General features: G+C 69.7%; 9 protein-coding genes. 3 read left to right on the forward strand and 6 right to left on the reverse strand.

Translation table 11 applies throughout. From position 1 onward, the window contains the following. Nucleotides 1–131 precede the first annotated feature (131 nt). Nucleotides 132–698 carry a DJ-1/PfpI family protein gene (locus OO70_RS32715; protein WP_019056759.1) on the reverse strand — a complete coding sequence of 189 codons (567 nt, stop codon included), beginning with the start codon at nucleotides 696–698 and terminating at the stop codon, nucleotides 132–134. Between the two features lie 664 nt (nucleotides 699–1362). On the opposite strand from OO70_RS32715, the gene OO70_RS32720 reads away from it, so the two are divergent. Together OO70_RS32720 and OO70_RS32725 are read left to right on the forward strand one after the other, a co-directional pair. Further along, nucleotides 1363–6294, forward strand: a complete 4932-nt coding sequence (locus OO70_RS32720) for an NAD-glutamate dehydrogenase (RefSeq protein WP_043679250.1) — start codon at nucleotides 1363–1365, stop codon at nucleotides 6292–6294. Between the two features lie 143 nt (nucleotides 6295–6437). After that, a complete protein-coding gene (locus tag OO70_RS32725) occupies nucleotides 6438–6890 on the forward strand; it encodes a GtrA family protein (RefSeq protein WP_043679253.1) in 453 nt (150 codons plus the stop codon). Nucleotides 6891–6906: 16 nt separating this feature from the next. On the opposite strand, the gene OO70_RS32730 is transcribed toward OO70_RS32725, so the two are convergent. Then, entirely contained in the window at nucleotides 6907–7776 is an 870-nt protein-coding gene (locus OO70_RS32730; RefSeq protein WP_078651652.1) for an ABC transporter ATP-binding protein, read from the reverse strand. Further along, nucleotides 7769–8686: an ABC transporter permease gene (locus OO70_RS32735; protein ID WP_043679255.1), complete on the reverse strand. Its 918-nt coding sequence runs from the start codon at nucleotides 8684–8686 to the stop codon at nucleotides 7769–7771. The genes OO70_RS32730 and OO70_RS32735 overlap by 8 nt, the downstream gene beginning before the upstream one ends. 492 nt (nucleotides 8687–9178) lie before the next feature. Here OO70_RS32735 and OO70_RS32740 point away from each other — a divergent pair, with 492 nt between their 5' ends. Next, nucleotides 9179–9805: a TetR/AcrR family transcriptional regulator gene (locus tag OO70_RS32740; protein ID WP_043679258.1), complete on the forward strand. Its 627-nt coding sequence runs from the start codon at nucleotides 9179–9181 to the stop codon at nucleotides 9803–9805. Between the two features lie 20 nt (nucleotides 9806–9825). Here OO70_RS32740 and OO70_RS32745 read toward each other — a convergent pair whose 3' ends face one another. The 3 genes from OO70_RS32745 to OO70_RS32755 form a co-directional block, all read right to left on the reverse strand. After that, on the reverse strand, nucleotides 9826–10773 hold the full coding sequence (locus OO70_RS32745; RefSeq protein ID WP_043679261.1) for an ADP-ribosylglycohydrolase family protein: 948 nt from the start codon (nucleotides 10771–10773) through the stop codon (nucleotides 9826–9828). Beyond that, on the reverse strand, nucleotides 10773–11753 hold the full coding sequence (galE, locus tag OO70_RS32750) for a UDP-glucose 4-epimerase GalE (protein ID WP_043679264.1): 981 nt from the start codon (nucleotides 11751–11753) through the stop codon (nucleotides 10773–10775). Before galE ends, OO70_RS32745 begins: the two co-directional genes overlap by 1 nt. Before the next feature lie 75 nt (nucleotides 11754–11828). Further along, entirely contained in the window at nucleotides 11829–13100 is a 1272-nt protein-coding gene (locus OO70_RS32755; RefSeq protein WP_106971805.1) for a glycosyltransferase 87 family protein, read from the reverse strand. Between the last annotated feature and the right edge of the window lie 14 nt (nucleotides 13101–13114).

Raw genomic sequence — 13114 nt, forward strand, 5'->3', positions numbered from 1 at the left:
CAAGGGCCCTGTGCCTCAGAGGCGCGGCGGCTCAGAGACGCGGCGTCTCAAGGGACACCGGGCGGCGTCTCAAGGGACACCTGACCTGAAGAGACACCGCGCCCCCCGTCACGTCACGCCGACCGCCAAGGTCACGTCACCGGTGCCTTCGCCCGCAGCACCGTGAGGAACTCCCGCATCCAGCTGGAGTGATCAGGCCACGCGCGGGCGGAGACCAGGGTGCCGTCGACCACCGTCTCGGCGTCCTGGAAGGTCGCGCCGGCGGACTGCATGTCGAGTTCGAGCGCCGGGTACGCCGTGACGCGCCGGCCGCGCAGGCCGTCGATCGCGGCGGTGAGCAGGGGGCCGTGGCAGATCTGGGCCACGGGCTTGTCCGTGTCGAAGAAGGATTTGAGGATCTTGCGGAGTTCGGGATCGTTGCGGAGGTACTCGGGGGCCCGGCCGCCGGGGATGACAAGGGCCGCGTACTGGCCGGGATCGACCTCGGAGAAGGCGAGATCGGCGGGCCAGGTGTAGCCGGGCTTCTCGGTGTAGGTGTCGAAGCCGGGTTCGAAGTCATGGACGACGAACTGGAGTTTCTTGCGCTCGGGGGCCGCGATGTGGACCTCGTAGCCCTCCTCGCGCAGGCGCTGGTAGGGGTAGAGGACTTCCAGCGACTCCGCTGCGTCGCCGGTGACGATGAGGATCTTCGCTGTCATGTCGGTGCGCTCCTCTGTGGCCGTGGCAGGCATCTCGGTCGGGCGTCATGAGCTCATGGGCGTCGGGTGCCATGGACCCACAGGCTCACGGCCTCACGGCGTCACGGACCCATGGGCAACGTGCCTCGCGCCGGGTCGCTTGCCAAGGGGCCGCGTCGCTCGGACACCGGCACCGTCCCGACTGCCCGTGAATACGACGATTTCACTCTCTGCGCCCCTGTGCATAACGTCAAAGTTCCACCCTCGGTTTTGTACACAACCGGCTCATGACGAGCCCCCGGTGAGGAGCGATAGCCTTGTGGCGTGATCAGCGCGATATTTCGCGGGGGCATCGTCGCCCCTGCTCTGCGCCCGGCGACCACGGACGACATCCGTGACCGGGCGGCGGTCGCTGGTCCCAGGGTCTGTTCGACAGGCCCTCGCGGGCGGGACGGAGCTCCAAGGGCTCCCAGGACGCCGTGCACACCCCGGGTACCGACGCGACAGAGATCAGCGTCACACCCTTCGGGCGTGCCGAAAATGGCTGATAACCCACCGCTCATCTCACCTTGCGGCATAGCGTCGAAGCAGACCGGACACCCCGGGCCGTGGCGTCGAGCCGCAGGGGAAGACACCGTACTTCCTTCTACGTCACGCAACGGCGCGCGACAGGAGCCAGAGGACAATGCAGACCAAGCTGGACGAAGCAAAGGCCGAGTTGCTCGAGAGGGCTGCTCGGGTAGCTGAGAACAGTCCGGTCGGGGGGCACCTACCGACCGGGACGACGGACGAGGGCACCCCGGACCGGGACACCGTGCTCGCGTTCCTCCAGCGCTACTACCTGCACACCGCCCCGGAGGACCTCGCCGACCGCGACCCGGTCGACGTCTTCGGCGCCGCCTACTCCCACTACCGGCTGGCCGAGACCCGACCCCAGGGCACGGCCAACGTACGGGTGCACACCCCGACGGTCGAGGAGAACGGCTGGACGTGCAGCCACACCGTCGTCGAGGTCGTCACCGACGACATGCCCTTCCTCGTCGACTCCGTGACCAACGAACTGACCCGCCAGGGCCGCGGCATCCACGTCGTGATTCACCCGCAGGTCGTCGTCCGCCGCGACCTCACCGGCAAGCTCATCGAGGTGCTCACCACCCCGCCCGCCGGCGATCTGCCGCACGACGCGCACACCGAGTCCTGGATCCACGTCCAGATCGACCGCGAGACCGACCGCGCCGATCTGAAGCAGATCACCGCCGACCTGCTGCGCGTCCTGTCCGACGTCCGCGAGGCCGTCGAGGACTGGGAGAAGATGCGGGACCTGGCCCTGCGGATGGCCGACGAGCTGCCCGCCGAGCCGACCGCCTCCGACCTGCCCTCCAGCGAGGTCGGGGAGGCCCGCGAGCTGCTGCGCTGGCTGGCCGCCGACCACTTCACCTTCCTCGGCTACCGCGAGTATCAGCTCCGCGAGGACGACTCCCTCGCCGCGGTCCCCGGTACCGGCCTCGGCATCCTGCGCTCCGACCCGCAGCACGCCGGCGAGGACCACCACCCGGTGAGCCCCTCCTTCGAGCGGCTCCCGGCCGACGCCCGCGCCAAGGCCCGCGAGCACAAGCTCCTCGTCCTGACGAAGGCCAACAGCCGTTCCACGGTGCACCGTCCGTCGTATCTCGACTACGTGGGCGTGAAGAAGTTCGACGAGAACGGCGAGGTCGTCGGCGAGCGCCGCTTCCTGGGCCTGTTCTCCTCCGCCGCCTACACCGAGTCCGTCCGCCGGGTTCCGGTGATCCGGCGCACGGTCGACGAGGTGCTGGAGGGCGCAGGCTTCTCGCCCAACAGCCATGACGGGCGCGACCTGCTGCAGATCCTGGAGACGTACCCGCGCGACGAGCTGTTCCAGACCCCGGTCGACGAACTCCGCTCGATCGTCACCTCGGTGCTCTACCTCCAGGAACGCCGACGCCTGCGCCTGTACCTCCGCCAGGACGAGTACGGCCGTTACTACTCGGCCCTCGTCTATCTCCCGCGCGACCGCTACACCACTGGTGTGCGCCTGCGGATCATCGACATCCTTAAAGAAGAGCTCGACGGTACCAGCGTCGACTTCACGGCCTGGAACACCGAGTCGATCCTCTCCCGGTTGCACTTCGTGGTCCGCGTCCCGCAGGGCACCGAACTGCCCGAGCTGTCCGACGCAGACAAGGACCGCATCGAGGCCCGCCTGGTGGAGGCCGCCCGCTCCTGGGCCGACGGCTTCGGCGAGGCGCTGAACGCCGAGTGCGGCGAGGAGCGCGCCGCCGAACTCCTGCGCAGCTACGGCAACGCCTTCCCCGAGGGCTACAAGGCGGACCACTCCCCGCGCGCCGCTGTCGCCGACCTGGTCCACCTGGAACAGCTCACCGAGGAGCAGGCCTTCGCGCTCAGCCTCTACGAGCCGGTGGGCGCCGCCCCCGACGAGCGCCGCTTCAAGATCTACCGCAAGGGCGCCTCGGTCTCCCTGTCCGCGGTGCTCCCGGTCCTCAGCCGCCTCGGCGTCGAGGTCGTCGACGAGCGGCCGTACGAACTGCGCTGCTCGAACCGTACGACGGCGTGGATCTACGACTTCGGGCTGCGGATGCCCAAGTCGCAGAACGGCAACGGGGATTACCTCGGCGAGGACGGACGCGAGCGGTTCCAGGAGGCGTTCGCCGCGACCTGGACCGGGCAGGCGGAGAACGACGGGTTCAACGCGCTGGTGCTGAGCGCCGGGATCGACTGGCGGCAGGCGATGGTGCTGCGGGCGTACGCCAAGTACCTGCGGCAGGCCGGTTCGACCTTCAGCCAGGACTACATGGAGGACACCCTCCGCAACAACGTCCACACCACCCGGCTGCTCGTCTCCCTGTTCGAGGCGCGGATGTCGCCGGACCGGCAGCGCGCCGGACGCGAGATCGTGGACGCCCTCCTCGAAGAGGTCGACGCGGCACTCGACCAGGTGGCGAGCCTCGACGAGGACCGCATCCTGCGGTCCTTCCTGACCGTCATCAAGGCGACCCTGCGCACCAACTTCTTCCAGGAAGCGCTCGGCGGCCACCCGCACGCGTACGTGTCGATGAAGTTCGACCCGCAGGCCATCCCGGACCTGCCGGCGCCGCGACCGGCGTACGAGATCTGGGTGTACTCGCCGCGTGTCGAGGGCGTGCACCTGCGCTTCGGCAAGGTCGCGCGCGGTGGTCTGCGCTGGTCGGACCGGCGGGAGGACTTCCGTACGGAGATCCTCGGCCTGGTCAAGGCGCAGATGGTGAAGAACACCGTCATCGTGCCGGTCGGCGCCAAGGGCGGCTTCGTTGCCAAGCAGCTGCCCGACCCGAGCGTGGACCGGGACGCGTGGCTGGCCGAGGGCATCGCCAGCTACAAGATGTTCATCTCGGCCCTGCTCGACATCACCGACAACCTGGTGGCCGGCGAGGTCGTCCCCCCGGCGGACGTCGTCCGGCACGACGAGGACGACACCTACCTGGTGGTCGCCGCCGACAAGGGCACCGCGACCTTCTCGGACATCGCCAACGGGGTCGCCGAGAGCTACAACTTCTGGCTCGGCGACGCCTTCGCCTCCGGCGGCAGCGCCGGTTACGACCACAAGAAGATGGGCATCACCGCGCGCGGTGCCTGGGAGTCCGTGAAGCGGCACTTCCGGGAGCTGGGCGTCGACACGCAGACCGAGGACTTCACGGTCGTCGGCGTCGGTGACATGTCCGGTGACGTGTTCGGCAACGGCATGCTGCTCAGCGAGCACATCCGCCTGGTCGCCGCCTTCGACCACCGGCACATCTTCCTCGACCCGACCCCGGACGCGGCCGTCTCGTACGCCGAGCGGCGCCGCATGTTCGAGCTGCCGCGCTCCAGTTGGGCGGACTACAACACCGACCTGTTGTCGGCCGGCGGTGGCGTCTTCCCGCGCACCGCGAAGGCGATCCCGGTCAACGCACACGTCCGCGCGGCCCTCGGCATCGAGGACAAGGTCGCCAAGATGACGCCGGCCGACCTCATGAAGGCGATCCTGAAGTCGCAGGTCGACCTGTTGTGGAACGGCGGCATCGGGACGTACGTCAAGGCGAGCACCGAGTCCCACGCGGACGTCGGCGACAAGGCCAACGACGCGATCCGCGTCGACGGCGCCGACCTGCGCGTCAAGGTCGTCGGCGAGGGCGGCAACCTGGGCCTGACCCAGCTCGGCCGGATCGAGTTCGCCCAGCAGGGCGGCAAGATCAACACGGACGCGATCGACAACAGCGCGGGCGTGGACACCTCCGACCACGAGGTGAACATCAAGATCCTGCTCAACGGCCTGGTCACCGACGGCGACATGACCGTCAAGCAGCGCAACAAGATCCTCGCCGAGATGACCGACGAGGTCGGCGCGCTCGTCCTGCGCAACAACTACGCGCAGAACACCGCGATCGCCAACGCGCTCGCCCAGTCCAAGGACATGCTCCACGCCCAGCAGCGCTTCATGCGCACCCTGGTCCGCGAGGGCCACCTCGACCGGGCCTTGGAGTTCCTGCCCACCGACCGCCAGATCCGTGAACGCCTCGCCCAGGGGCAGGGGTTGACCAGTCCTGAGACGGCCGTCCTGCTGGCGTACACGAAGATCACGGTCGCCGACGAGCTGCTGCACACCACGCTGCCCGACGACCCCTACCTGCGCACCCTGCTGCACGCCTACTTCCCGACCGCGCTGCGCGAGAAGTTCGCCGAGCAGATCGACACCCACGCGCTGCACCGCGAGATCGTCACCACGGTCCTCGTCAACGACACGGTCAACACGGGCGGTACGAGCTTTCTGCACCGCCTGCGCGAGGAGACCGGGGCCTCCCTGGAGGAGATCGTCCGGGCGCAGACCGCGGCCCGCGCGATCTTCGACGCGGCCGAGGTGTGGGACGGCGTCGAGGCCCTCGACAACACCGTCGAGGCGCCCGTCCAGACCCGCATCCGCCTGCACTCGCGCCGCCTGTGCGAGCGCGGCACCCGCTGGCTGCTCAACAACCGGCCGCAGCCGCTCCAGCTCGCCGAGACCGTCGAGTTCTTCGGCGAGCGCGTCGAGCAGGTCTGGTCCCAGCTGCCCAAGCTGCTGCGCGGCGCGGACCTGGAGTGGTACCAGCAGATCTACGACGAGCTGACCGGCGCCGGCGTCCCCGCCGAACTCGCCACCCGCGTCGCCGGTTTCTCCTCCGCCTTCCCCGCGCTCGACATCGTCTCGGTGGCCGACCGCACGGGCAAGGACCCGATGGACGTGGCCGAGGTCTACTACGACCTCGCCGACCGCCTCCACATCACCCAACTCATGGACCGCATCATCGAGTTGCCCCGCGCGGACCGCTGGCAGTCCATGGCCCGCGCCTCCATCCGCGAGGACCTGTACGCGGCCCACGCGGCCCTCACCGCGGACATCCTCACGGCCGGCAACGGCACCTCGACTCCCGAACAGCGCTTCACCGCGTGGGAGCAGAAGAACACCGCGATCCTCGGCCGCGCCCGCACCACCCTCGACGAGATCCAGGGCTCGGAGATGTTCGACCTCGCCAACCTGTCGGTGGCGATGCGCACGATGCGAACACTGCTGCGGACGCATTCGTAGTTCCTACGACTGTCCATTCGTAGTGCCCAGTGCCTACGACGACGAGGGCGCCCCGAGCCGCAATGGCTCGGGGCGCCCTTTTCACGGAGTGCCTTAGTGATATTCGAGGGGAGGGCTTACTTGGCCGCGCTAAGCCTGGTGACGTGACTCTGAACATCACCGAGGAACGCGTGACCGTACCCGTCCGACCGGTGCGCAAGGTCGTCCTGGAAGTCGTGAAATTCGGGATCGTCGGCGGCAGCGGCGTCCTGGTCAACTTCGCGGTCTTCAACGCCCTGCTGCACGGCCTGCACTGGCCCGCGATGCTCGCGACCGTCCTGGCCAGCTGCGTCGCGATGGGCGCCAACTACCTCGGCTTCCGCTACTACACCTACCGCGACCGCGACGCCCCCGGCGCCCGCCGTATCGCGCTGTTCTTCGTCTTCAGCGGCATCGGCGTACTCATGGAAAGCGGCCTCTTCTACGTCGGCTACCACGGCCTGGGCCTCCACGGTCCACTCGAGGTGAACGTCGTGAAGGCCCTGTCGATCGTGCTCGCGTCCGCGTTCCGCTTCCTGGTCTACCGCACCTGGGTGTTCCAGGACGAGGACCTCTAGACGGCCCGGGAGTCCTCTAGGCGACCTGGCCCGCCGGGGTGGGGGCGGGGGCCTTGGGCTTGTCGGCGCCGCCCGTGAAGGCCTCGTAGGCCTCCAGGACCTCCTCGGTCGGGCCGTCCATCCGCAGCTCGCCGCGTTCCAGCCACAGCACGCGGTCGCAGGTGTCGCGGATCGACTTGTTGTTGTGGCTGACCAGGAAGACCGTGCCCGCGTGCTGTCGCAGCTCGCGGATCCGCTCCTCCGAACGCCGCTGGAACGACCGGTCGCCCGTCGCCAGCGCCTCGTCGATCAGCAGGACGTCGTGGTCCTTGGCGGCGGCGATGGAGAACCGCAGCCGGGCGCCCATGCCGGAGGAGTACGTCCGCATCGGGAGGGTGATGAAGTCGCCCTTCTCGTTGATCCCGGAGAAGTCGACGATGCCCTGGTAGCGCTCCTTGACCTGCTCGCGGGACATGCCCATGGCCAGGCCGCCGAGGTAGACGTTGCGCTCGCCGGTCAGGTCGCCCATCAGGGCCGCATTGACGCCGAGGAGGGAGGGCTGGCCGTGGGTGTAGATACGGCCGTTCTCGACCGGGAGCAGGCCCGCGACCGCCTTGAGCAGGGTGGACTTGCCGGAACCGTTGGTGCCGATGAGCCCGATCGCCTCGCCCTTGTAGGCGACGAAGGACACCTTCTTGACCGCGTGCACCTTGCGGACGCCCGCAGCCTTCTCGGCCTTCTCGCGGCGCAGCATGCGGTTGAGGGCGGCGGTCGCAGAGCCGCGTCCGGCGCCGGTTCCGTTGACCCGGTAGACGATGTCGACGCCGTCGCAGACGACGGTGGGGATCGTGCTGTCCGCGGCCACGGGGGTCCGCTCGGTGTGGTACTCGATGGTCTGCTCAGCCACGGCCGTACGTCTCCTCAGCCTTCCAGAAGTAGATGAAGCCGCCGACTCCGGCGAGCAGCGCCCAGCCCAGTGCGGCCGGCCACACGTGCGGGGGGAGCTGGCTGGAGTGGAAGCTGTCGATCAGCGAGTAGCGCATCAGGTCGATGTAGACGGCCGCCGGGTTGGTCTCCAGGGCGAGCGTCACGAGGTGCGGCAGGTGGTCCTTGCTGGTCAGCTTGTCGATGCTCCACATGACGCCGGAGACATACATCCAGGTGCGCAGCACGAACGGCATCAGCTGCGCGATGTCCGGCGTCTTCGCGCCCATCCGGGCCATGATCATCGAGACGCCCGCGTTGAACGTGAACTGCAGGATCAGCACCGGGACCGCCATCAGCCAGGAGAAGCTGATCGGCACACCGAAGCAGAGCAGGATCACGACGAGGGCGGCCATCGAGAACAGCAGCTGCTGGAGCTGCTGCAGCGCGAACGAGATCGGCAGCGCGGCCCGCGGGAAGTGCAGGGCGCGGACCAGGCCGAGGTTGCCCGAGATCGCCCGGGTGCCCGCCATGATCGAGCTCTGCGTGAACGTCCAGATGAACACGCCCGTCACCAGGAACGGGATGTAGTCCGGGACGCCGCGCTTCGTGCCCAGCAGGATGCCGAAGATGAAGTAGTACACCGCCGCGTTCAACAGCGGCGTCATCACCTGCCAGATCTGACCCAGCTTCGCCTGGCTGTACTGCGCGGTCAGCTTGGCGGTGGCGAAGGCGGTGATGAAGTGGCGGCGCTCCCACAACTGGCGGACGTACTCGCGCAGGGAGGGGCGGGCGCCACTGACGGTGAGGCCGTGGCGGGCGGCGAGTGCCGCGAGGTCGTCTTCGTCGGCCGGAGCCGGCGAAGGGGGCGGTGTGTGGAGGACCTGGCTCACATCCGCTGCTTTCGCTCGGGGGGAGGGGGTGCGTGCGTCCGGCTGCCGTGTGCCGTTGCCCGGCGTTTCCTTACGCTTCTCTTTACGTTCTCTTACGTCGGGACGGGACCGTATCGTCGCAACGTGAGCGTAGGCCGATTCGGCGTCGGAACGCAACCGTTTCGTCGTGACGGATGTGATGGGGCCGTTAGGTTTGGGCCGGGACGGGCCTGTTGCGTCGATACGCTCTGGGTGGGTTGCTGGTGGGGGCGCCGCGTCGGTGCGGGTTCGTCGTCGGGACGGACCGGTTGCGTCGCGGGGACGGGTCGGTTTCGTTGCGGCGACGGGCCGGTTGCGTCCCGACGTGACCGCCCGACACGCCGCGCGCCGGCCCGCCCGCGCGCGCAGCGGAAGCACCCGCACCACCCGCGTCACGACGAAACCGTTTCGTCGCGACGCGACACCCCGCGTCGGAACGCAACCGTTTCGTCGCAACGCCCCTATGCTTGGTCTATGACGACGAACGCCGACGAGCCCCAGACACGTCAGCGCCGCCGCACCCCGGCAGGGGCGGCCGTACTCCGTGAGGATGTGACGGAAGCCATTCGGGCGGCGGTCTTCGAGGAGCTGGCGGCGGTCGGGTATGCCCGGATGTCGATCGAGGGGATCGCGCGTCGGGCGGGAGTGGGCAAGACGGCGGTGTATCGCCGCTGGCGTTCGAAACTGCACCTGGTGCTCGACGTGGTGTCGGCGATCGCGATGTTGGGGCTGCCGACGCCGGACACCGGTTCGCTGGAGGGTGACCTGCGGATGCTGTACGAGGTGACGTCACGGGCCCTGCGTCATCCCGTGGCCTCGCAGATCATCCCGGACCTCCAGGCCGAGGCGGCCCGGAATCCCGAGATCGCCGACGCCATGCAGAAGGCGTTGCGCGAGGGCCAGGAGGGTGTGGCCAGCAAGATCCTGGCGGCGGCCGAACGGCGTGGTGAGATCCGCCCCGGCATGGACGAGGACCTGGCCCTGGACCTGATCTCCGGCCCCCTGTACTGGCGTGCCGTGGTGATCCGCAGCCCGAAGCTGCCGAAGGGGTACCTGGGGGCGCTGGCCCGGGCGACGACGGAGGGGCTCAAGGCGCTGTAAGTCTCGCCCGACTCGGCGAGTCAGTCGTCCCGTCGGTCCAACCCCCGCCCCAGCTCCCCGAGTTCACCCGCCCGCAGCACCCGCCCACCGAACCCCGGTAGCGGTACATGCAGGGCCTTGGTCCAGCGCTCGGGGATCGCTGCGCACCCGTACACCGCCCCCGCGAGCCCGCCCGTCACGGCGGCGACGGTGTCCGTGTCGCCGCCGAGGTCGATGGCAGCGCGTACGGCGTCCTCGTAGGAGGAGGTCGTCCGTAGGGCCCAGACGGCGGAGCCGAGGCAGGGCCAGACGGCGCCGTTGAACTCCGTTGCGCGGTCGGGGTGCCAGTCGGGGGAGAGGACGACGCCGTAGCGTTCCCGGTGGTCGGGGTGGACGGACCGGAGTGTCTCCTCGACGGCGTCGAGCGGGTCGCCGCCGTCCAGTGCGACGCGCACCAACTCGTGGAAGACGGCGGTGCCTTCCCAGGCCGCGCGGTCTCCGTGGGTGAGCGCGGCGATGCGGCGGGCGGCGTCCATCGTGGCCTCGCGGCCCGCGCGGGAGAAGTACACGGCCGAGGGGGCGGCGCGCATCAACGAACCGTTCCCCGCGCCCCGTTGGCTGGTCTGGAAGTGGAGCGCGGCGGCCAGGTCCCAGGGGGCGTCGCTGCTCAGTACGGCCTCGGTCTGCAGGCCGATGTCCTTGGGTTCGGCGGCTGCCCAGCGCCGGAACCGCCGGAACATGTCGGGGAGTTGGAGCCCGCCGCACTCCAGCAGCGACTCCGCGACGAGTACGGCCATCTGCGTGTCGTCGGTGGCCTCGCCCGGGTCCCAGCCGCCGCCCCCGCACATCTCGCCGCCGTGACCGGGCGCCGGAAACCGGGCGGAGAAGGCGCCTTCGGGCCCGAACTCGAAGGGCGCGCCGAGTGCGTCACCGACGGCGGAGCCGAGGACGGCACCCCTGGCGCGCTCCGCTCTGGAGACACCGCCCATCAAGCGCGTGCCGCCCCCGGATGCAGCCGCACCCACCCCTCCCACGCCGACGTGATCATGTCCTGGACGTCGTGTTTGGCCTTCCAGCCCAGTTCGGTGGTGATGCGGTCGGCGGAGGCGACGACGCGGGCCGGGTCGCCGGGGCGGCGGGGGTGGATGGTCGGGGGGCGGTCGTAGCCGGTGGTCGCGTTGATGAGGTCGATCATCTCGCGGACCGAAATGCCTTCCCCGCGGCCGATGTTGAGGGTGAGGGCGCGGCCGCGGGAGGACTGGAGGGCGCGGGCCGCGGCGACGTGGGCCTCTGCGAGGTCCACGACGTGGATGTAGTCGCGGACGCAGGTGCCGTCGGGGGTGGCGTAGTCGTCGCCGAAGATGCGCGGGGGCGCGCCCTCGGTGAGCTTCTCGAAGACCATGGGGACGAGGTTGAAGACGCCTACGTCGGCGAGTTCGGGGGCCCCGGCTCCGGCTACGTTGAAGTAGCGCAGGGAGGCCGTGGACAGGCCGGTCGCCCGGCCCGTCGCGCGGACCAGCCACTCACCGGCGAGCTTCGTCTCGCCGTACGGCGACATGGGCACGCAGGGCGTCTCCTCGGTCACCAGCTCCACGTCCGGCATGCCGTAGACGGCCGCCGAGGACGAGAACACGAAGGACGGGACGCCGGCCGTGGTCACCGCCTCCAGGAGGACGCGCAGGCCCTCGACGTTCTCCCGGTAGTAGTGCAACGGCTGGTCCACCGACTCGCCGACCTGCTTCTTCGCCGCCAGGTGGACGACTCCGGTGACGTCCTGGTCGGCGAGGGTGCGGGCCACCCGTTCCGCGTCCAGGGTCGAACCGACCACCAGGGGCACGCCGTCGGGCACGCGGTCGGCGATGCCGGTGGACAGGTCGTCGTAGACGACCGCCTGTTCGCCCGCCTCGGTCATCGCCCTCACGACGTGCGCTCCGATGTAGCCGGCGCCGCCGGTGATCAGCCAGGTCATGTGCGGCCGTCCCCTCCGTCACTGGATGTCACTCGATCCGTGGTGGCGCGTCCCTCACGCGCCGGCCTCAGTCAATCAGGCGCCGGAGTGGGCCGAGGTCAACTGCTGGGACTCCCCGTAGGGGCCGGAGGGCCGCACGCGCGTGTGCGTCGTCGCCGGGAGCGGCCTCGACGACCGCCACAGGCGGACGAAGGAGAGGACGGCTGCAGCTGCCAGCAGACCGTTGCGTACGACCATGAGGGCGCAGCCCGTCCACGTGCTGTGGATGACGTCGGCGTACAGGGCGGGGTACTCGACGGTGCTGATCGCGGTCGCCGCCACGATCAACGCGGCCACCGCGCGCTGGGTGGTGTGCCGCGAAGTCAGACAGACGGCGGCCAGGCCGAGCAGCCAGATCATGTACTGGGGGCTGATGACCCGGCTGGTCACCGTGAACAGCAGGACGGCGCTCAGCGCGGCGTCGTACGGCGTCGCGTCGGTCCAGCGGCGGGCCCGGATCCGCCACAGCAGCAGGAACCCGAAGGCGACCGCCGTGAGCGCGAGGGAGACGTGGGCGACGGCGGAGACGTACGGTCCCGTGAACTCCATCGCGCCGTACCGGTAGTGCACCTGGCCCGCCCAGCCGGCGTGGGTCGCCAGGCCGAGGGCCGTGCCGCCGAGTGACTCGATCTGCACGCCCCTGCCGCCCTGTTGGCGCAAGAAGGCGAAAGGATTGTTGAACAAAACTACGAGGACCATGAGCGACAAGACCCCCGTCACCACCGCCGACGACCACACCGACCGCGTCGTCCGCCCCCTCGGCATCCCCAGCAGCACCAGCGCCGGCCACCCCTTCACCAGCGCGCCCAGCGCCGCGAACGCGCCGCACGCACGCGTGGAGCGCGACAACGTCAACAGGGAGATGACGGCGAACGCCGTGACCTGCACGTCGTAGCGGACGAGTGGGATGTGGAGGAGGAGCGGGAGGCCGCAGATCCAGTACGCGGCGCCGCGCAGGCTGTGTCCGGGGCGGGTGCCCGCGCGGGCCAGGGTCACGGTGATCAGCGCGTCGGTGGCGAGGGTGAGGGCGACGAACGCCTGGAAGTACGTCAGGCCCGGCAGCAGTGCGGGGGCCAGCAGGACGGGGCCGGCGCCCGGCGGGTACTGCCACAGGGGGTCGTGCGCCGGGAACGCGCCGTGCGAGAGGACGCCGTACCAGTGGTGGTACAGGCGCCACACTTCGCGCGCGACCCCGCCCCTGCCGAGCAGGGGGAGGCTGTTGTACGCGAGGAGGAGCAGCATCCCGGCGCGGGTGGCGAGCCAGGCGAGGGTGAGGGCGAGGAGGCGGTGTCTGCGGACGGCGTTCATCACAGCGGATCGTA

The organism is Streptomyces xylophagus, from assembly GCF_000716435.1.
Classification (GTDB): Bacteria; Actinomycetota; Actinomycetes; order Streptomycetales; family Streptomycetaceae; genus Streptomyces; species Streptomyces xylophagus.